Here is a 19,058-nt window from a genome sequence, read left to right as displayed (position 1 = left end):
GTTCGGTCAGTTCTTTGCCGTGAAAGCATCGGTAAACCCAAGGTCTTTCACATCGTTCAACATCGCCCGGCGTTCCGCGCGGGTCGCAACAGGCCCAACCAGAACGCGCCAGACCGATGAGCCCTCGCTTTTCAGCTCGAACACTTCGGCAGCCATACCGTTGCGGCGAATCTTGTCTGCCGCGCTCTTGGCGTTGGATTCTACGCTGAAGGTGCCAGCCTGAACAAAGGGTTTTGCCAATCCGCCGGTTGCCGCAGTGCTTGCTGCAGCTGGCGCCGCCGCCGTTGGCTCAGAGGCCTCGATAGCCGCTGCTGCGCCGGCAATCGGGTCCAGAGGCGTTTCGGTGATTGCGTCAGGGTCTTTCTTTTGCCACCACTTGCGTTTGGCCGGTTTTTCAGCCGGTGCCGTCAGTTCGGGATCGGACAGGGCAGCGGTTTGCGCAGCGGTCTGCGTTTCTGACGGCGCAGTCTCGGCCTCGGCAGCCGCTGCAGTTGCTGCGCCAGCTGCTGCGGCCGCGGTCTCATCGCTTGGTTTCTTCTGCCACCATTTGCGTTTGGCCGGTTTCTCTGGGGCGGGAGCCTCGGTCGCGGCTAGTTCGGTGGTCGGGGCTTCTGCACTGGGTGCGTCATCATCCGACGAGGCAACAACCGCTGCACCGGCAACGACCGCAGCCCCGGCCGCTGTTTCGGTGCTGGGTTTTTTCTGCCACCACTTGCGCTTTTGAGGCTTTTCAGCAGCGCCCGTTTCCGAGGCGTCCGCTGTGACAGTGGCATCCGCATCCTCTGCACTATCTGTGTCTTCGGCAGGTTCTGCTTCGACTGGTGCGGGGGGTTCTTCAATGGCCTCACGTCGCAGCGCGACAACCTGAACCTTGGTCGGAGCACCAGCCAGCATTCCCAACTGCTCAGCCGCGGATGACGAAACCTGCAGCGCGGGCCCCGGCAAATTCCGCTCACGGCGGAACAGGGCACCCGTTACCGATTTGTTGTTGGCGGTATTCTTGATCAGCACACGTTCGGGTTGCGTTACATCGGGATGCGCCACCCAGATACCACCCAGCGATGGCCGTCCGTCCCACAGCCCGGCTTCGGTGACCTGAAAAACCTCGGGCGCTTCGACATCGCGCTGATTGGTCGAGGCGGCCTCTGGGAACAATTCAAACCGGTTGGTGTTGTCCGCATCTTCGGCTGCGGTATCCTCAGGCGGGTCCTCTGTTGTAAGTAGCCCTTCTTCACACCCAGCCAATGCTGTCATGGCCACGACCAAAATTGCCAGCCGTTGTGGCCCAAAGCGTGTGCCCGTAGCTCGCTCCATTTTCTCAATCCCTTGCCTGACAAGGCCGTTTGGCCGCGCCCCACCGCGTCATTGCTGGTTCTTGTTGCCAGTCTTGTGCGGTCTTTCCCGCAGATCATAGCGCGGGCGTCGGGCCATGGAAAGACTGCTGCTTTCGCTTCGGCAAGATTTCCCGCTTTATGGCTTGCCTCCGCGCTCAACTCGTCATAGACCCAGCCTCACGCGGGGAGGTGGCAGAGTGGTCGAATGCGGCGGTCTTGAAAACCGTTGAACGTGAGAGCGTTCCCAGGGTTCGAATCCCTGTCTCCCCGCCACTCATACCCGTCTCACTTCAGTCGAATTTTCTGATCCAGAATTGTGCCGTAATTCCCGCGCGTTGGCGTATGCGCTTTCAATCAGAGACTGAGCAGACCGTACACTCAGAGTGCAATTCAGGCCCAAGTCTCAGTGCCGCATTTTGGCGGGGTCGCTTTGGGCTGGATTTCCCTGATACCCGGCAATTTACAGGGAATTTCTGCAAACCAAGTCTGGAACCCGACATTTCAGATGTCACAACTCTATTTTTTCCAATAGCTTAGGCTGCAAATTCCCTAAATCATGGAACAGGGAATTTTCTCGTGGGAACAGGGAATTGTTCCGACGGATCAGGGAGGGCGAACCCCGTATCAGGGACGCAGGATCTGGAGCCATCAAAAGCCGAACTGGCGTTCCTGTTCGGACCAATCAAGTGGGTGGGTCACGCTGACCAGACGCTTGAGTGTGAGTTCGGGCGGCTGGGTGCCGTCGAGAATCGCGGCCTGAATCTTCGGGGAGAGAAAGGCGAGCTGGGCGCGGGTGCGGATGAAGGCGCCGGGGACGCTTTCGCGGCGTGCGATCTCCATCAGTTGAACTCCGGCTTTTAGATCGCGCGCCCAGCCATGGGCGCGGATCAGCATGGACCGGAGGTGAGGATCAGGTTGGGGTGCCATGTCTCCGGCGATAACCTTGGCCTCAACGCCGCGGCGGCGCAGATCGAAAGATGCGGTGATGTGTATGAGATCCGGGTGCAGATGGTCCGCAGCCATGCCAAATGCGCTTGCCAGAGTTTTGGGGCTCAATTCGAGGTCGATCTGTCCTCGTGCAATTTTGCCTTTGGTCAGAAGAGCAGCGCCGACCTGACCGCCTTGGCGTTGAAGCCGGGTTACTAAATCCGCAACTGAAGTCTGAACCGCCTCCGCTAACCCGGCCTCCGGCTGCGCCAGTACCTGATGCGCGACGGCGGCGTCTTGCAGATGTCTGACGATGACATCAATGACCGCGTTTTCCAGCGCCGGTCCGGGCAGTCGCCAGCCGGAAGTATCCTTGCCGCCCGAGATCAATCTATTGGAGACATAGTAGCGCAACCGTCTGCCTTTGCGCGTGGTGTGGGTTGGCGTCAACCGATCACCTGTCTTATCCCTCAGACGACCCGTAAGCCAGGCGCCGGGGTCATTGGTACGTTGGCGCTCATTGGGTGTAGGGTCTGCACGGGATCGCCGCGACGCTTGGCGCATTTTCTCCTGCACCCGGTCCCAGATGTCCTGGTCGATGATCGCCGGATGTTGTCCGTTCCAGATCTTATCCTTGTGGCGGATTTTACCGAGATAGACCGGGTTGCGCAGCAGATAGTAGATCTGGCCGCGTGACAGCGGACAATCTCCCTTCACGCTTCCATCTTCCCGAACTACCCGTTTAGACCGCAACCGTTCTGCTGTTGCCCGTTCTTCTACTTTGCGCAGGCACCCCAGTTCCCCATAAAGACCAAAGAGAAGCCGGACGGTTCCGGCCTCCTTCTCATTCACCACCAGCGTTCTTGCCTTCGGATCGGGGTGGCGGTCATAACCAAGGGGCAGGTTACCACCCATCCAGAGCCCTTTTTTCTTGGAGGCGGCAATCTTGTCACGAATACGTTCCGCAGTGACTTCCCGTTCGAACTGGGCAAAGGACAACAGCACATTGAGGGTCAGCCGGCCCATGGACGATGAGGTGTTGAAGGCCTGTGTAACCGAGACAAAAGAACAGTTCGCCTTTTCCAACCGTTCGACCAGCTTGGAGAAGTCGGCAAGCGACCGGGTCAGCCGGTCAATCTTGTAAACCACGACCATGTCGATGCGCCCGGCATCGATCTCTTCAAGAAGGCGCTGAAGGGCAGGGCGCTCTAGGGTGCCGCCCGACAGGCCACCGTCATCGTAGCGGACTGGCAATAAGGTCCAGCCTTCATGTCGCTGGCTGGCGATATAGGCTGCGCAGGCCTCATATTGCGCGTCCAGGGAATTAAAGTCCTGATCCAGACCATCTTCTGAGGACCTGCGTGTGTATATGGCGCATCGGATTTTGCGGCGCGGGCTCATTTGGCCCCCTTGCTGGTGAGCCCAAAGAAACGCGGCCCTGACCAATGCGCGCCGGTAATCTCTCGGGCGATGGCGGAGAGCGAGCGATAGGACCGACCGTTCCAAGTGAAGCCGTTCCCTGTCACATCGACCATATGGGTCACGCCATTCCACTCGCGCAGCAAGCGCCCGCCGGGATTTAGGGTAGGACAGGCAGGCCGGGGCTTCTTCTCAGCGCCCTTGTCCAGCGTGGCTTTGACCTGCCGGGGTAGCCCGCCATGACGGCGGGACTGCATCTCAAAGGCGATAAAACGGCGCAGGAAAGGTTGGCTGAGCATGGCGGGTGCGGGTTGATCAAACAGTCGCTGCCAAAGCGTGACCAGATCCGATCGACCCATGGTGGCCAGATCGGCAACATCGCTCGTCTTCGTCATGACTCTTCTCCTGTTCCCGCCGTCAGGTGATACGTGGATGGTCCATTTGGTTTGTCGGATGCCCGCCGTTCAATTGTGACGCCTTTTTTCCGCAGACCGCTTAGAGCTGCTCGGACCGAATGAGGCTGCCACCCCGTTGTTTTGCAGAGCGCCTCAAGGCTGGCGCCGCTCGGGCGACGCAACAAAGCTTGCACCTTGTCAATTTTGGTTGGTTTGGATTTGGACATGTATCGTCTCCTCTGATCTGGGGCTGGCGGAATGCCGAACCCCCGTACCGAGGAGCGCCCGAATGGCTCGGGCGTGGGTTCAGTGATGCGTGGTTCACAGCAACAGTCCAGCTCTTTCTGGGGCAATCCGAAGAGGGCTGTGTTATGCCGGGCGTTGCTGCTGTACCCCCGATTATTCGTCAACAATCTTAATTGGTTACTTTTTGCTTGGGGGTTGCAATTGCAAAAGCCCGCGCATAGATTCTAGCCAGCCCTGCAAGGGACAAGGTCCCACGGGGAGGTGGATACATCTCCCAGGCAGCATTCGGCGCCGCATTTTTTGAAGCGGATAAGACCGAGAGCATTCGAAGGGGCAACGAACCGGATCGATTGGTCCGGAGAGTTGTTAATCGTGCTCTCTCCGAATTCCCAACACGATCCTTTCTTGTCGACGCTAACGAGCGTCAAACGAAAGGAGGCGGCTATGTCTGCCAAGAAAACACACAACGACGCCAAGGTGTCCAACACGCCGATCTGGATGGCGGACAAAGTCATCCAATCCCAGGTCAGCCAGATCAAGCCTTACGCCAACAACAACCGCGTGCACGCGGCCAAGAATATCGACAAGCTCAAAGCGTCGGTGGCCAAGTTTGGCTTTGTCACCCCGATCCTGTTGGATGGTTCGGGCACAATCATCGCGGGTCATGGCCGCTATGAGGCCGCCAAGGCTCTGGGGTTGAAGTCTGTGCCGACGGTTGTCGCGGATCACTTGTCAGATGCTGAAGTACGCGCCCTGCGCATCGCGGATAACAAGCTGGCGGAATTGTCCGACTGGAACAAAGCGGCGCTGCAGATCGAGTTTGCCGAGCTGATGGATCTCAGCCTTGATGGCGAGCTGGACTTTGATCTGGACATCACCGGGTTCGAAACACCGGAGATCGACATCATCATCGATAGTGCGGGCCAGGCCACAGAGACGGAAGCGGAATCTGTTGAGACGCCGAACCCTGCGGTACCTGTCATCACGCAGCCGGGCGACCTCTGGGTTCTCGGAGATCATCGCATCTTCTGCGGGGATGCCCTGCAAGCCCAGAGCTACGAGATGCTGCTGGATGGCGAGACCCCGCATATGGTGTTCACTGATCCTCCTTACAATGTGCCGGTCAATGGGCATGTCCGTTGCGGCACCGGCGGCGATCATCGCGAATTTGCCATGGCGTCGGGAGAAATGTCGGATAGCGAGTTCCGTGGCTTTCTCTCGGACGTGAACAACCGGCTGTTTGACTGCTTGCCGGGCGGGGGCATTGCGATGATCTGTATGGACTGGCGTCACATCGAAGAACTGATTGCGGCGGGCAAGGCAGGCGGCTTTGATCTCATCAACCTCTGTGTCTGGAACAAGACGAACGGAGGCATGGGCAGCCTTTATCGCTCCAAGCACGAGCTGGTTGCGATCTTCAAGAAGCCTGGTGCGCCGCACATCAACAACGTCGAGCTGGGCAAACACGGGCGCAACCGGACCAATGTCTGGGATTATGCCGGTGTGAACAGCTTTGGGGCAGGGCGTGAAGCGGATCTCGCTGATCATCCCACGGTGAAGCCAACGGCCCTGTTCGCGGATGCCATCATGGATGTGAGTCATCGCGGCGATGTCGTGCTGGACGCCTTTGGCGGGTCCGGTGCAACCTTGCTGGCCGCTGAGAAAACCGGACGCCGGGCGCGGCTTATTGAGTTCGACCCTGTTTACGTCGACGTCGCCATCCGTCGTTGGCAGGAGATGACCGGTGAGAGCGCCGTGCATGCCGTCACGGGGCAAACGTTCGATGCGCGTTCTGCGGCCAGCGACACCGCCTCGAAGCAGGAGGCGGATCATGTCTGACGATACGAAAGATTACGAAGTGGGCTACGGCAAACCGCCTAAAGCAACCCAATTCAAGAAAGGCCGATCCGGCAATCCGAAAGGGCGGCCGAAAGGTGCCAAAGGGGTGAATGCCAGCTTGAAACGTGAATTGGAAACCAAGATTACGGTTCGCGAAGGCAGCCACGAAATCCGGATTTCCAAGGCGGAGGCAATTGCCAAGCGGCTCACGGCTGGCGCGTTGAAGGGCGACACGAAATTGTTGATGGCGCTGCTGAAGCTGGACGCAGATCTGTTCAACACAAGTGACATGGACGCGCAAGAAACCGTCCGTGCGGTTGAGCCGGACGCTGTCGACTACGACATCCTCCGGGATTTCTTTTCCAGTCACCCGGATGGTGACGGCGGTCCGGAAGATGAGGAGGCCAATGATGTCAGCTCCTGATCCCAAAATGGTCCGGCAGGTCGCTCGCGAGGTTTGCCGGGATAATTTCTTTCCCTTCGTGTGGCGTGTGTTTGGCACGCTGCACCAGGGGACTGACCGCGGCTTTGATCCGGCCTGGCATGTGCGTGCTATGTGCCATGAGTTGGACAACGTACGCATCGGCGAGAACAAGCGATTGATCATCAACATTCCGCCGCGGTGCCTGAAATCCGTAACAGTGGCTGTTGCGTATGTTGCCTATCTTCTGGGTCATAACCCCAGCGCCAAAATCATTGTTGCCAGCTACGGGCTGGATCTGGCGCGTAAACATTCCGAGGATTGTCGTCGGATCATGTCTGCGCGCTGGTACCGGGAAATGTTCCCTGAAACGGTCTTGGCTAAAAAGGGCAACACCTCAGAAGAAATCCGCACCACAAAGGGAGGCAGCCGTAAGGCTGTCTCCATCGGAAGTTCTGTCACCGGTCATGGCGCTGATTACATCATCATCGATGACCTGCTGAAAGCTGGAGATGCGGGCTCCGAGGCCGAGCTGGTCAAGGCACAGGAGTTCATTGAGGGGACCTTGCTGTCGCGCTTCGACAACCCGGCCGAAGGGCGCGTGGTCATGGTTGCACAACGGCTGCACGAGATGGATCCGCCGGGTTATCTGCTTGAACGTGGGACCTATCGGCACCTGAATCTGCCTGCCATCGCCGAAGAACATGAGAAGGTGCCTCTCGGGCGTGGAAGGGTCATGTGCCGCAAACCAGGTGATCTCCTGTGCCCGTCCCGTTTGGATCAGAACACGCTGGATACAAAACGTCGTGAAATGGGCGCAGCTGTGTTCAATTGCCAGTATCAGCAGAACCCGATTGCGCCAGATGGCTCGCCGCTGCGCTGGGAGTGGTTCGGCACCTATGAGACCGTCGAAGATCGTCGCTGGTTCCAACTGGTTGTTCAAAGCTGGGATACGGGGATGTCTGCGGATCCGCGATCCGACTTCTCGGCCTGTACGACCTGGGGGTTCCGAGAAAACGCGTGGTACCTTCTCGACGTCTGGCGCGGGCAGGTAGACTACCCAGACCTAAAAGCCAAGGCACTGCAGCTTGTCGGTCGTTGGGATCCCGATCGTGTTCTGATCGAAGATGCGGCCTCCGGCAAACCGCTTCTGGACGAATTGTTTCGTGATAACCGTCGGCGCTACGAACGCATTAAACCCGACAAAGACAAGGAAACCCGGTTCCAGTCCGCTTGCGGTCCTGTCGAAGAGGGCAAGGTGTATCTGCCTGCAGACGCACCCTGGCTGCCGGTATTCAAACGAGAGCTTCAGTCCTTTCCACGCGGGCGCAACGACGATCAGGTCGACAGCTTTGCCCATTTTCTGAACTGGTCCAAGGGACCGGGCTTCTACCGGGCATTGGGCCGGGACCACCGGATCAACATCGAACGTCGGGAGCGCAATCGAGAGAGGGTCAGACGGCGGTAAAACCTCAGCGTCAAGCTTGAAAACTCGTTGAATATTGCTGGGAGGGCCGATGTCGGACCAATCCTGAGAGCGGCCCCAATGACCGCTCGCAACCACAAACCAGTCTCATCGCCAATGCCGTCGGATGACTGCTTCGAGCCCAAAGCAGTCAATCGTTTGACTTTTTTGAGCATTTCACAAAACTCACCGTGTATCACGATTGGGTGTACTCTCGCTTATCAAATAAGAGGAGAAAGCTGATGGAAACACTGGGCCCGACACTTGCGGCACTAAGCGTTCAGCGTGCATTAATTCTTAAGTTGTCACTGGGGGTCTTGGCTTATGTGTTAGTGGTGGACGACGCGCAGGCCCAAAGCGCACAGGGTTGCGTTGAATTGGGCTCTTCTCGGATAGAATATTCTTCCGGATCTGAAAGCACTCGCGTTAATCAAACAATTTCAACGACGGAACGCACGTGTCTGCCGATCCCAAACGGACCCATAACAGGACTTACAATTGGTAACTCCTCTATCACGTCCTCAGGTGAAATTGAATTGTATGTTCCTGGCCAAAATACCGTTCCAAGCAATGCTTCAGTTTTAACTCTTCTGAATGTTGATGTCGCCGCAGGCAGCGGAGACTTTGTATCCCGGGAAGCGTTGGCAACAAACATCAACGGGAAGCTCAGAGTGAACCTCATTGGAACTTCGATTGGTTCCGGCAGATCAATGACGTTCGTTCCGTTCAACGGCGCGAATATCGACCCCACTGAAGTTTACTTCCAGTCAGACCGACCGTTAACCTACGACAACCTTACCGTTATAGGGGCTACCGAAGTGGTTTTCGGGGCGTACTATATCCAAACCCGGGTTGCCGAGGCTTCTGATTTCACACTGACGAATAGTTCGATTTCTTCAACCAGTGACATGGCGATAGCGGCAGGCACGACCGTTCGGCTCGATGCAGCAAGCAGTTTGAACACCGTAAACTTTGAGAATTTTGGCACGCTGGCCGGAACGGGAACCGTGAACGCATTCAACTTCACAGTTAAGAACGGAGGGGTGCTTTCGCCGGGCTTTTCAATTGGTACGCTTAACAATAGTGGCGGTATCGCCTTTGAAACTGGGTCAAGGATCTTAAGTGAAGTCGATCCGACGGCCGGTCAGAAAGCCGATTTGGTGTCATCCAGCGGGCCCGTTACAGGGATTAACCGCGCCACTATACAAGTCGAAGCCGCTCGTCCCGGCCTGACTGCGCAGGACTATGCTGCTGGCAACGACTACACGGTTTTTCAAGCCTCGCGTTTCGATGGAAACTCCCCAACTCTTGTTGCCGGAGGATCTCTGCCCGCCCTATCCAGTCTGAGTATCTCAAACACGCCAACCGCGGACGGTAGAATCGACATAGCGTTTTCGACCCTCCCCGTCTCGAGCTTACCGCAGCATCCAGCAGTTGTAGGATCACCCAATGCAAGCAATCTCGCTGGTGCGGTGGCCAACACTGCAATCAAGTCACCTGGAACCATTCTGACCAACGGCACAACCTTGGGCAATGCAGTTAACACGCTTACCAATTCAGGTTTGGCTGGGTTTAATCGTGTGCACGCAGAGCCCTATTCCTCCAATTTGACCGTTGGGCTTGAGCAACTTGACCTGATAACAAACACTGTGCTGAGCCATGCTGACTGCCGCAAGTATCAAGCGGTTGGCTTCAGCAATGCGGATCAACCCGTTGCAGAAGGCGACATCGACTCGGCCCAGAGCCCAAGCGGCGCAATAGACTGCTCTGATCGGCGCTGGTGGATCGACACGGCCTATGTGAGCGGGGACGTTGATGGAAGCAATGGCCTTGGGACATTCGACTATTCGCTGGGCACGATTTTGGTCGGAGCGGATGTCGCAAGCACCGATAGAGGTGTGGTCGGCGTGTACGCAGGTTTTGGGACATCCTCCATGGATGTACACGATCAAGTCGATCAGGACTTTTCGACCGACAGCTATCATGTGGGCGTCTATGGGCGCACAACAACCGGAACTTGGGAGTTCTCCGGGCTGGTCGGTTACATGTTCGGTGAAACCGACGCCAAGCGAAATAACCCTTCTGTTGATGGCTTTACGGGAGGCGAGGCTAAATCGGATTTGGACCAAGAGGGCATCCATGCCGGTATCCAGGCACGGAAGCTGTTTAACCTGGACAGCGGTGCAAGGGTTTCTACGGTTTTTGGATTGAACTACGGGCGTATCCAACAAGGTTCAGGCACAGAGACGGGCGGTGGTGATTTCAATTACTCGATTGAAAAAGCGAACGCAGAATCGCTGGTCGCTTCTATTGGAATTGACTACCAGCGGGATTTCTTGACAGAGAATGGTGTGCTAACCCCAATCGCTTTTGCTCGTTACGAGTATGATTTTTTTGCCAACAAGGACAGTGAACACGAAATCACTGTCACGAGCCCGATATTTGGGACATTCACGCAAGTCGGACAAAACCGAGGCGCCAATGGTTTCGTTCTTGGGCTTGGACTGGGCTATCAGATTTCTGATCTGGCAAGACTAACAGCAGGATATGGCTATTCTGTCCGCTCCAATGGCCAAGAACATGGCCTAGGTGCGAATTTAAGTGTTCGGTTCTGATTTGTCCGTACGGTTGTTTCAACCTTAGGAATCGCACACACCGACCATCGTTGTTGTGCCTTCACAATCGAACCCAGTGGACGTCCGCTTTGTCCCGCATACCGGTCGTTTGCTGCAACTTGCTTGAATGTCCACTGTGCGGGACCGAGCGGCCATTTGATCACGCCGCGAGTACTTGTGCAGAAGCGGCGCGAAAATCGCTGCGTTGCAGCCAATGTTATCAGGCCAGTCATTCATAGTCACGGGGAAGCCTTGATCACATACTCCTCTTTCGCCGCACTCAGGCCAGACAATTTCTTTCGGTAGTTCACCAAGGATCTTGGTCACCGGCAGTTTCAAAAACTACCTGCCCTGGCGGTACTTGCATTGCGACAAGGGAAACTTCCTTGACACTATTCTGGCTAAGGACCACAAAAGTGCATTGGTGAAAGTTACTCGTCGCCGCGATGCTGCCGGCTTCGATGATCCAATGGCCTTCAGAATAACTGTAGCATGTGCCCCAGCATAGGAACGGGTTTCGCTGGGGTCTTCGCTATGAGCTCGTTCCTCGCAAGCATTCGCAACTGTCACCTGACAAGCCCCAGTCATCGGGTGACCAATTAAAGAAGGCGCCGTATGAACAGCACATGGCTCATAAATTGCGTGCTTGATGCCCGATAGATCAGGTCTCAGGCTCCGCTTCATTCAGTCATTCATCGTGTTTTTGCGCCGCGTTCTTTGCCTGATCCCGACACTCTTGGTGTTGCTCTCAGGAACGCAGCTTCCTGCCCAAGTCGCAGGCAATGCCGACGGATCGGTTTGTGACGAAGGTTTCGAAAACAAGAACGGATCGTGTCAAAGAGCAAACGCACCTCAAAATGCGCATTTGACCGGCAGTTCCTATGGTCCAGTTTGGGAATGCAACCATGGATTCCAGCGTGTTGGAGATCTTTGTGAGGAAATAGCAGTTCCTAAAAACGCATATCTTGCATCGACTGGAGATCGATGGGAGTGCAATCGGCTCTTCCGACGAGTCGGAGAAAAATGCGAAGAATTGATTGCGCCTCAAAATGGGTACGTCGAAACCCGGTTTGGCGCACAGGAAGTACACTGTGACTGGGGATTTCGTAAGGAAGACCAGGATTGTGTTGCGATTAGTGTCCCGAGCAACGGCCGCCTGACTGACAAAAACAGCGCGGATGGTTGGGTGTGCCTCAGAGGTTTCAGAGAAACGGAGAGCGGTTGCGAACCGGTGGCAATTCCACAGCATGCATACCTTGCACCTGAAACCTACTCTGGATGGAAATGTGAACGTGGCTTTCGCTCAAACCAGGACAGGTGCGTTGCGATCCTTATCCCTTCCAACGCTCATTTGAATCGAAGAGGTGATGGTTGGGAATGTAATCGACCGTTCACAAGACAGAACGATAAGTGCGCCGAAAATTTGCCGTGAAAATAGGTTGCTGGAAATCAATATCGCCTGACAAATCCGGAAGGACCAAGCCGTGAACCATAACTCGATTGACGAAAACCTGGGCAAAATGCTCAAGGCCGAAAGGGCGCATCGCTGGTCCTACAGAGCGAAGATGTTTATCGCGTTATTGGTGTTTGTTGCGGCCATAATTGTGGTGGTGTTTCTCTGATGCGCAAAAATGCCCCTCAAGTAACCCTTCCCGGTTCAAAGATGTCAGCTCGTGGTCTGGAACAAAGAGCATTTCAGGACCGCAGTGTTCGTGAGCCGCGGAACGCTGACGTAGCAGGAGTGATTGAAGAAGAATTTGGAAAGTACTTGATTAAGGCTGGCATCCTGAGCGGTAACAGCGTTGCGCGCGCATTCCCTAAGCCACCGGCTAAAACGCAGACAATGATTGCTGATGCAGTCGGTGAAACACCAGCATTGGCCATCGAAGCATTAAAAGAAATTCTCGGTGAACGAGACAGGAAACGTAGCGGTCAACGCCGTTTGGAGGGAAATTCCGGCACCCTCGTTCCCAGCGAAAGAGAATATGCCGAGGCACTGCGACAAATCAGGCTGACCCCTGCGCAGGTCACAATGCTCAAAGCACTTACAATCGCAGGCAAGGACGGTCTGACCATTGGTCACTTGTCTCAGGCAGCCGGTTACAAATCGCGCGAGGCCTCCATCAAAGTTTTCAAGAAAATCGGACTATTGATCGCAGAATACCTGGAACTAGACCTACCCGAAGCCGGATCGGTACAGAATGATGGCGCCGCTCAGGTCCTGGCATTTTCTCACATCGAAAGTGTCGATGAGCCAGCAACTTGGATTATGCATCAGGAACTGCGCGATGCTGTTCGTTCGGTTCTATGACGTACGTTCCAGCCCCCGCTTTTGTAGCGAACTCTGAACCGGAACAAATGCACGAAAGGTTACCTACGTAGCTTATGTTGGAGAAAAGACCATATCCGCTCGACCTGATCTATGTCCCTGTAAAACGGGCGAAAACGCTTGATCAACAAAAAGTCCTGACACTGGCCGAAGATATCCTGAAAAACGGCCAGAAGACCCCGATCCAGATACGCGCGGACAACAAGCGGTTCGTGCTGATTGAAGGCCTTCACCGACTAGAGGCCATTCGCGCCCTCGGCGGTGATACTGTCGACGCCTTTTTGGTGCGCGCCAGATTACACTAAACTCTTGTTGGGATTGGCGTTCGACAAAGCCTGAGAAAACGTCAGCAGGCGCTGACTTTCTTCATCCCAAAGATGCAATCGTGCGCAATGAAGGCTCTCATATAGAGTAATACGCTGGCAATTTTCCAACTCGGAATGGTCACGCAAAACCTCGTTTAGCCGATAAAACGGTATGCGGCTGGCAAGGTGGTGAACATGGTGCACACCGATATTGGCAGAGAACCACCGCAGGATGCCTGGCAGGGCGTAGTGAGAACTTCCATAGAATGCGGCGTTCTGAAGATTCCACACTTCTTCCCGCTCCCAAGTCGTGTGTTCAAACTGGTGTTGAATATAGAATAGCCAAATACCAATCGATGCGGCGACGATCATGGTTGGAAGGAATACAAAAACCAGTACATCCAGGCCTCCGGTCCAAAAAATCAGAGCCAGGACCACCGCAATCGCGGCGTTTGTTCCCATTGCACTTGCCCAATTCAGCCAGCCTGACCGCATGAAACCAAAGGGCAAGCGATTTTGAAAAAAGAACGTGTAGACCGGTACTATACAGAACAGGAAGAAGGGGTTCCGGATTAACCTGTAAGCGGCACGCCCGAACCAATTCCGTTTCAGGTATTCCTCAATGGTCAATGTAGGAATGTCACCCATACCACGCCGATCAAGGTTACCGGTTGAGGCATGGTGAATCGCATGGCTTTGCCGCCAGACGTCATAGGGTGTCAGGGCGAGAACACCCAGAACCCGGCCGGTCCAATTGCAAACGGTGCGGCTTCTAAAGAAAGATCCGTGACCACAATCATGCATGATGATGAAGATACGCACCAGAAATGCGGCGTTCAGGATGGCCAATAGAACAGTGACCCAGATACTAAGGGATAGCGCAAACCACGCTGCGCCCCATAGCGCGAAAAAGGGGATGACAGTGATTGTCAGTTCAATAACGCTACGCTTCGTATCGGGCACACGGTATTGCGCGAGCGCCCGGGTCAATTCCTGCTGTTGCAACTGACTTGTTCTCCAAGGGCTTTTAGCAGCCCATTGTGCAAACGGGCACCCCATAAGGGTGCCCGTAAAAGGTCAGGCCAGTGCCAGATTGGCGGCGCTGTCGCGCCCGTCACGGCCAGCTTCGACGTCAAAAGTGACCTTCTGGCCGTCCTTCAATTCGCTGATGCCGGAACGCTCAAGTGCTGAGATATGCACGAACACATCGCGCTTGCCATCTTCAGGTTCGATAAAGCCAAAACCTTTGGTCGAGTTGAACCATTTTACTGTGCCATTTGCCATGGTGGAAGTCTCCTAATACTTGCCGCCCGCATTATTGCGGCGACTCGGCGTGGTCGGTCTGAATCGAAAGACTGAACGCCGAGTTTGGGAGACAGCAGGTCGAAAAAGAAAAACGTAAGCCCTGTGTATATGGACTTCGAGTACACACGATACAAGCCTTGATACAACGGAAAGCAACAGAAGATCTAAGTCTGCCCAGCCCAATTTGGGACAAAGATAAGCAGAACCATTGCTCTGTGGTTCGGAAATCAGAGGTCGGCTTCCGATAAAACCTGCCGAATGCGTATGCAGCAAATTGATTGCTCAGGCACGGCAGGTAGGGCTCACTGTCCGAAATCGCCGCGTGCTTCAAGAACACCGCGGCAAGGCACAAATGTTCATTGAGTGATTGAAACATTGCTAAATCAACGAGTTGACCTCTCTAACGAACGGTAGATTCTGCGCGGCCCGAATCTTGGGTCATGCTGCGTTGGCATAGGGCGACTGCGAGCCTCAAAGTGCCATTAGTAGGTCCGTATCTGCGCAAGCATCGGGCAAGAAACGTTCCCGATGTTACAGTTGGCCGTAAGTTCATTCAGGGCGGCCTCCAATCGCTTAAGTTCGATTATCTTCATACGCACATTGGAGATATGAAGCTCGGCCAGTTCCTTAACGGATTGGCAATCCTCGCTATCACCTTCGGATAGGTTGAGAAGCACCTTTGCATCGGCAAGCGCAAAACCCAAGTCTCGGCACTTCCTTAGAAAACAAAGCCGTCCCACATCGTGCGCAGAGTACATGCGTCGATTATTCGATGCCCTTTCTGGTTTCGGCACGATCCCTTCGCGTTCGTAGTAGCGGATAGTATCAATTCCGACACCGCTTTGCCGGGATGCCTCCCCAATCGCAAACATGTGCGATTTCCTGTCTTGATCCTGTAGTGGCTACAGAAGTTAAACGAGAGGTTGTTGTCTCTACAACTCCGCGCGACGTAGTCCATCAGGGAAACAGAATGCAGAAGTACCTTAGCCTCAGCTATTTGGGATCGCTATCAGCGCTTGGCGTCGCGACTTGCTGCGTTTTGCCCATGACGATGATGTTACTGGGGCTGGGTGGCAGTTGGTTGGCAATCTTTGGGAAGGTTGCCGCAGCGAGTTACTATGTGCTGACGATGTCAACGGCGCTCGTCGTGATATCATGGATGGTATCTTATCGGCGCGGTTCCTTGCCGACGTTGAAATGGTGGCTTGCAGGAACGACTCTAATCACCGGCGTGGGTTGGGTCGTTGTGTTTAACGAGGCATGGATTAACGATTACCTGATCATGCAGATGTGAGACTATGACAAAACAAACTGTAGTCCTAGAAAGCACCCTGATTTGCCCGAAGTGCGGCCACAGTGAAACCGAGCAAATGCCAACGGATGCTTGCCAGTGGTTCTATGAATGCAAGTCGTGCAAAACAGTTTTGAAGCCGTTGGAAGGCGACTGTTGTGTTTACTGTTCATATGCCACGGTCCCGTGTCCACCAATTCAGCTAGGCGATAGCTGTTGCGGATGAAGTGAAGGACGGTTTTGTTGAGCGAACTGTGAGCCGCCGCCGCGAGCATCGCTGCTATTTGCATGAATGACAGTTTTTTCCGCTGCTTGGCCGCACAAGGTATTCGGCAGTTGCAGTGTCGTTACTGCTGCAAGCGCATGCAGCAATAAAATCCAGGGTACAGGTTGTGCTCAATGCAGTCTTTAGCTGTACCAGGCTTAAATGTCCGCTCTGCGGACTTTATTGCCATTGGATCAAAGTCGGCTATGCGGACAAAGCAGACATTGGAAGATTGCTCTCGCGACCCACAAGTCAACTATTGTCGGAGTTCATCTTGCGATAGTCAGAGGGCGTCAGTCCCGTCACCTTCCTAAATGCGCGGCTGAAATTATTTGCGGTTTCATATCCTAGCATGGAGGAGATACTGGAGACTGTCTCGCGCGTATCTGTGAGGAGTTCCTCGGCCCTTGCTACCCTGACATCGTTGACGATTTCGCGAAAACGAACCCCTTCGGTTGCTAACTTCCGTTGTAGTGTGCGAACGCCAAGATCGAGCGAACGCGCGGTGGCATCAATCGACATTTCCTCCCGATGAAGTTGTTGCCAAACCACTTCCTCGACTTGTCCTCTAAGTGTTTGAGGTGGGCCGCCCAATCGTTCGCGAGAAATATCTCCGACGGTTGTCGAGCCGCCGGTAAGTTTTTTGGGCGTGGTTTCGGCTCGCAAAGCCGATGCATCAAAATCAACCCCAAGCCGGGAGGCGTTCCAGATTACAGGACAAGCGTAGGTGTCTTCTGCCTCGACAAATCCAGGAACCTTCGGGAAGTCCAAGAGCACGGCAGATGGCTTCCAGTCGCTTCCTAAATACGCGCGGAATATGCTCAAAAAAACCCCAACGGCCGAGAAGCCGATGTCCGGATACGCGAAATGCGAGCGAAGTCCAAAACGATAACAGTAGCGCGCGCTTGTGCCCGAAGTTTCAAGCCACGCGCGATCCGTAGACGAATGAAATGGCATGACGGCAGAAGCTCGTATTAGCGCTGCCCCCAGCGTTGGAGCAGAAAGAACGTAACTCCCCCAGGCGCCGTAGTCAGCGACAGTGAGATACGGTGACCACAACAATCCGATGTTTTGTTGTCCCGTGGATCGTGCGGCTTCGTGCACAAAGGTCGCCAAGGCATGCTCCGAGATGTAACCGCCTCTTTCCTCAATGAAGTGAACAGGAAGATCGGCAGAGTCAAAAGCACGCAACAAGCGTCTTTCCCCAGCGGCCTCAAGCACAAACTGGGGCATCGCGCCCAAGGCCTTAGCCGAAATCATCGGTGGTAGGTTCAATCCGTCAACCCGCTTGTTCGCCCGCGTGTCGTGAAATGATACGCATCGGCTGAACGGATGTGCAAGCTTTCCCTAAACAGCAGGGAGCATTGCAATATGAAAATACTTCGGCCATTACACGGCGGTTTTTCGATGCATTTTTTGGGAATGGTGCTCGGCGCAGGTATTTCTGCTTCACCAGTTTTCTCCCAGTCCTTCAACGACACGGGCGACATCCTTGCACGATCAGCCGAGGTCGAGGACATCGAGTACAAGATTATGGTGCAGCGTGCCACCCAGACGGCCATCTGGGGAATGCCTGCCGCCGGTATGATCGATTTCCTCAAGGGCATTCGCCGCGACCTCGGTGGCGACTACAATGACATCATTTATCTCAACAAGCCGTTCGACTCCAAACATGGGTTTCTTACGGCCAACGATGTTACGGCCTATGCTTGGGCTTCAATGACCTCCGAACCCGGTCCCCTTGTCATTGAAGTGCCCGCTGCCACCGACAAGGTGAACTACTTCGGTACAATCGTGAATGCTTGGGATGTTCCTATTGTGGACGTAGGTCCCGATGGTTTCGATGAAGGTGCCGGCGGCAAGTACCTCATGCTACCCCCAGGCTACGAAGGGGAAATGTCGCTGGAGGAATTAACTGAAGCGGGATACCTTCCCTTTGAAACAGATACCTACGAATATGGTTTTTCGTTCCGGCCAAAACTGACGAATGGCGGAACGGACACCGATGCGGCCGAGTACGCTCAGACGATCAAAGTGTACTACCTGTCTGAGGCTGACAATCCACCACCCAACAACTATCTCGAAGCGTCAGAAGTGCCGTACGACTCGCTTCCATACTACAACGAGACCTTCTTTCAGGACTTGAATGATTACGTTCAAAACAACCCCGTCAGACAACAAGACAAGGTCATGGTAAATTTCCTGAAGGATCTCGGGATCGAAAAGGGAAAACCTTTCGAACCATCGGAAATTCAGTTGAAAGCAATGAATGAGGGTTTGTTGTTGGCGTATGCCTCTATGCAGAACTACTTTGTTACGCCCGGCAAAGCCATGATACCGCTCTGGGTCGACGATAGCGGCGAGATGAAAAGCCAGTGGCTGATATGGGACTTTGCCGAAGGTCAACCCGAGGCAGGCTTCCCGTATGAGACTGAGACAGAGGTACTTGTGGATGCGCGTGCGGGCGGCAGCTACTTCTGGATCACGTACCTGCCGAAACAACTCGGTGGCGGTACCTTTTATCTGACGGGCCTTCGCGACAGCGACGGCGACATGTACGACCACAATCAGACTTACAGACTTAACGTGCCAGCAGACACACCTGCCGACGATTTCTGGTCCGTGATTGTTTATTCGATGGAGACCAAGAGCTTCATCCGGAACGTTGATCCAGTGGGTCTGTCCGAGCGCGACACAGACTCTATGCAAACCGATGAAGACGGTTCTTACGACATCTTTTTTGGACCGGAGGCACCGGAAGGCAAGGAAAGCAACTGGATACCAACCACAGAGCCGTACTTCCTTTTGTTCCGTCTATATGGGCCGCAAGACGGATGGTTGGAAAGTGGCTGGATGCTGGGCGATCTAGAAAAAGTAAACTGATCAAAACAAACAAAAATTC

At 54.7% G+C, this 19,058-nt stretch carries 17 protein-coding genes and 1 tRNA gene; 10 read left to right on the top strand and 8 right to left on the bottom strand.

Annotation, left to right across the window (positions count from 1 at the left end; translation table 11 throughout):
- Nucleotides 1-6 precede the first annotated feature (6 nt).
- Nucleotides 7-1,314, bottom strand: a complete 1,308-nt coding sequence (locus ACR0AW_RS06105; RefSeq protein WP_170733141.1) for an SPOR domain-containing protein — start codon at nt 1,312-1,314, stop codon at nt 7-9.
- A gap of 203 nt (nt 1,315-1,517) precedes the next feature.
- Between ACR0AW_RS06105 and ACR0AW_RS06100 the strand changes: the two genes are divergently transcribed.
- Nucleotides 1,518-1,607 (top strand) — tRNA-Ser (locus tag ACR0AW_RS06100).
- 375 nt (nt 1,608-1,982) lie between these two features.
- Here the strand turns inward: ACR0AW_RS06100 and ACR0AW_RS06095 are convergent.
- The 3 genes from ACR0AW_RS06095 to ACR0AW_RS06085 are packed head-to-tail and all read right to left on the bottom strand — an operon-like array spanning nt 1,983 to nt 4,302.
- Nucleotides 1,983-3,662, bottom strand: a complete 1,680-nt coding sequence (locus ACR0AW_RS06095; protein ID WP_170733140.1) for a recombinase family protein — start codon at nt 3,660-3,662, stop codon at nt 1,983-1,985.
- On the bottom strand, nt 3,659-4,075 hold the full coding sequence (locus ACR0AW_RS06090; protein WP_170733139.1) for a DUF2924 domain-containing protein: 417 nt from the start codon (nt 4,073-4,075) through the stop codon (nt 3,659-3,661). Before ACR0AW_RS06090 ends, ACR0AW_RS06095 begins: the two co-directional genes overlap by 4 nt.
- Nucleotides 4,072-4,302, bottom strand: coding sequence for a DUF3489 domain-containing protein (locus ACR0AW_RS06085; protein WP_170733138.1), 231 nt, complete (start codon nt 4,300-4,302; stop codon nt 4,072-4,074). The genes ACR0AW_RS06090 and ACR0AW_RS06085 overlap by 4 nt, the downstream gene beginning before the upstream one ends.
- A 463-nt stretch (nt 4,303-4,765) precedes the next feature.
- On the opposite strand from ACR0AW_RS06085, the gene ACR0AW_RS06080 reads away from it, so the two are divergent.
- The 6 genes from ACR0AW_RS06080 to ACR0AW_RS06055 all read left to right on the top strand — a co-directional run bounded on the left by ACR0AW_RS06080 (nt 4,766) and on the right by ACR0AW_RS06055 (nt 13,295).
- Nucleotides 4,766-6,160, top strand: coding sequence for a site-specific DNA-methyltransferase (locus tag ACR0AW_RS06080; protein ID WP_480438771.1), 1,395 nt, complete (start codon nt 4,766-4,768; stop codon nt 6,158-6,160).
- On the top strand, nt 6,153-6,584 hold the full coding sequence (locus tag ACR0AW_RS06075; RefSeq protein WP_170612267.1) for a DUF5681 domain-containing protein: 432 nt from the start codon (nt 6,153-6,155) through the stop codon (nt 6,582-6,584). The genes ACR0AW_RS06080 and ACR0AW_RS06075 overlap by 8 nt, the downstream gene beginning before the upstream one ends.
- Entirely contained in the window at nt 6,571-8,049 is a 1,479-nt protein-coding gene (terL, locus tag ACR0AW_RS06070) for a phage terminase large subunit (RefSeq protein WP_170733137.1), read from the top strand. The genes ACR0AW_RS06075 and terL overlap by 14 nt, the downstream gene beginning before the upstream one ends.
- Before the next feature lie 239 nt (nt 8,050-8,288).
- Entirely contained in the window at nt 8,289-10,661 is a 2,373-nt protein-coding gene (locus tag ACR0AW_RS06065) for an autotransporter family protein (RefSeq protein ID WP_480438769.1), read from the top strand.
- Nucleotides 10,662-12,282: 1,621 nt separating this feature from the next.
- Nucleotides 12,283-12,972, top strand: coding sequence for a hypothetical protein (locus ACR0AW_RS06060; RefSeq protein ID WP_170485440.1), 690 nt, complete (start codon nt 12,283-12,285; stop codon nt 12,970-12,972).
- Nucleotides 12,973-13,046: 74 nt separating this feature from the next.
- Nucleotides 13,047-13,295, top strand: a complete 249-nt coding sequence (locus tag ACR0AW_RS06055) for a ParB N-terminal domain-containing protein (protein ID WP_170712027.1) — start codon at nt 13,047-13,049, stop codon at nt 13,293-13,295.
- Here ACR0AW_RS06055 and ACR0AW_RS06050 read toward each other — a convergent pair.
- The 3 genes from ACR0AW_RS06050 to ACR0AW_RS06040 all read right to left on the bottom strand — a co-directional run bounded on the left by ACR0AW_RS06050 (nt 13,287) and on the right by ACR0AW_RS06040 (nt 15,472).
- Entirely contained in the window at nt 13,287-14,285 is a 999-nt protein-coding gene (locus ACR0AW_RS06050) for a fatty acid desaturase (RefSeq protein ID WP_253282845.1), read from the bottom strand. The two genes, ACR0AW_RS06055 and ACR0AW_RS06050, sit on opposite strands and share 9 nt — an antisense overlap.
- Nucleotides 14,286-14,372: 87 nt before the next feature.
- Nucleotides 14,373-14,579: a cold-shock protein gene (locus tag ACR0AW_RS06045; RefSeq protein WP_170430361.1), complete on the bottom strand. Its 207-nt coding sequence runs from the start codon at nt 14,577-14,579 to the stop codon at nt 14,373-14,375.
- Nucleotides 14,580-15,082: 503 nt separating this feature from the next.
- The gene (locus ACR0AW_RS06040; RefSeq protein ID WP_170776338.1) at nt 15,083-15,472 is read right to left on the bottom strand and encodes a MerR family transcriptional regulator; all 390 of its coding nucleotides are present in this window, start codon (nt 15,470-15,472) and stop codon (nt 15,083-15,085) included.
- 98 nt (nt 15,473-15,570) lie between these two features.
- Between ACR0AW_RS06040 and ACR0AW_RS06035 the strand changes: the two genes are divergently transcribed.
- Both ACR0AW_RS06035 and ACR0AW_RS06030 read left to right on the top strand, forming a co-directional pair.
- The gene (locus tag ACR0AW_RS06035) at nt 15,571-15,894 is read left to right on the top strand and encodes a hypothetical protein (protein WP_170447553.1); all 324 of its coding nucleotides are present in this window, start codon (nt 15,571-15,573) and stop codon (nt 15,892-15,894) included.
- A gap of 4 nt (nt 15,895-15,898) precedes the next feature.
- Nucleotides 15,899-16,117, top strand: a complete 219-nt coding sequence (locus ACR0AW_RS06030; protein ID WP_237217120.1) for a GDCCVxC domain-containing (seleno)protein — start codon at nt 15,899-15,901, stop codon at nt 16,115-16,117.
- Between the two features lie 291 nt (nt 16,118-16,408).
- Here ACR0AW_RS06030 and ACR0AW_RS06025 read toward each other — a convergent pair whose 3' ends face one another.
- Complete coding sequence (locus ACR0AW_RS06025) at nt 16,409-17,416, bottom strand: helix-turn-helix domain-containing protein (protein ID WP_170685169.1); 1,008 nt, start codon at nt 17,414-17,416, stop codon at nt 16,409-16,411.
- A gap of 111 nt (nt 17,417-17,527) precedes the next feature.
- On the opposite strand from ACR0AW_RS06025, the gene ACR0AW_RS06020 reads away from it, so the two are divergent.
- Nucleotides 17,528-19,039 (top strand): DUF1214 domain-containing protein, encoded by a 1,512-nt coding sequence (locus ACR0AW_RS06020; protein WP_480438765.1) that lies wholly within the window; start codon nt 17,528-17,530, stop codon nt 19,037-19,039.
- Nucleotides 19,040-19,058 lie beyond the last annotated feature (19 nt).

The organism is Ruegeria sp. C5 (assembly GCF_056537605.1).
Note: the sequence above shows the minus strand (reverse complement) of the source record. Positions and strands in the feature narration are given on the sequence as shown.

Coding starts and splice junctions, on each gene's coding strand:
- ACR0AW_RS06060 (WP_170485440.1), top strand. CDS start 12,283: ATGCGCAAAAATGCCCCTCAAGTAACCCTTCCCGGTTCAAAGATGTCA.
- ACR0AW_RS06075 (WP_170612267.1), top strand. CDS start 6,153: ATGTCTGACGATACGAAAGATTACGAAGTGGGCTACGGCAAACCGCCT.
- ACR0AW_RS06065 (WP_480438769.1), top strand. CDS start 8,289: ATGGAAACACTGGGCCCGACACTTGCGGCACTAAGCGTTCAGCGTGCA.
- ACR0AW_RS06055 (WP_170712027.1), top strand. CDS start 13,047: ATGTTGGAGAAAAGACCATATCCGCTCGACCTGATCTATGTCCCTGTA.
- ACR0AW_RS06090 (WP_170733139.1), bottom strand. CDS start 4,075: ATGACGAAGACGAGCGATGTTGCCGATCTGGCCACCATGGGTCGATCG.
- ACR0AW_RS06085 (WP_170733138.1), bottom strand. CDS start 4,302: ATGTCCAAATCCAAACCAACCAAAATTGACAAGGTGCAAGCTTTGTTG.
- ACR0AW_RS06030 (WP_237217120.1), top strand. CDS start 15,899: ATGACAAAACAAACTGTAGTCCTAGAAAGCACCCTGATTTGCCCGAAG.
- ACR0AW_RS06040 (WP_170776338.1), bottom strand. CDS start 15,472: ATGTTTGCGATTGGGGAGGCATCCCGGCAAAGCGGTGTCGGAATTGAT.
- ACR0AW_RS06025 (WP_170685169.1), bottom strand. CDS start 17,416: ATGATTTCGGCTAAGGCCTTGGGCGCGATGCCCCAGTTTGTGCTTGAG.
- ACR0AW_RS06095 (WP_170733140.1), bottom strand. CDS start 3,662: ATGAGCCCGCGCCGCAAAATCCGATGCGCCATATACACACGCAGGTCC.
- ACR0AW_RS06105 (WP_170733141.1), bottom strand. CDS start 1,314: ATGGAGCGAGCTACGGGCACACGCTTTGGGCCACAACGGCTGGCAATT.
- terL (WP_170733137.1), top strand. CDS start 6,571: ATGTCAGCTCCTGATCCCAAAATGGTCCGGCAGGTCGCTCGCGAGGTT.
- ACR0AW_RS06035 (WP_170447553.1), top strand. CDS start 15,571: ATGCAGAAGTACCTTAGCCTCAGCTATTTGGGATCGCTATCAGCGCTT.
- ACR0AW_RS06045 (WP_170430361.1), bottom strand. CDS start 14,579: ATGGCAAATGGCACAGTAAAATGGTTCAACTCGACCAAAGGTTTTGGC.
- ACR0AW_RS06020 (WP_480438765.1), top strand. CDS start 17,528: ATGAAAATACTTCGGCCATTACACGGCGGTTTTTCGATGCATTTTTTG.
- ACR0AW_RS06080 (WP_480438771.1), top strand. CDS start 4,766: ATGTCTGCCAAGAAAACACACAACGACGCCAAGGTGTCCAACACGCCG.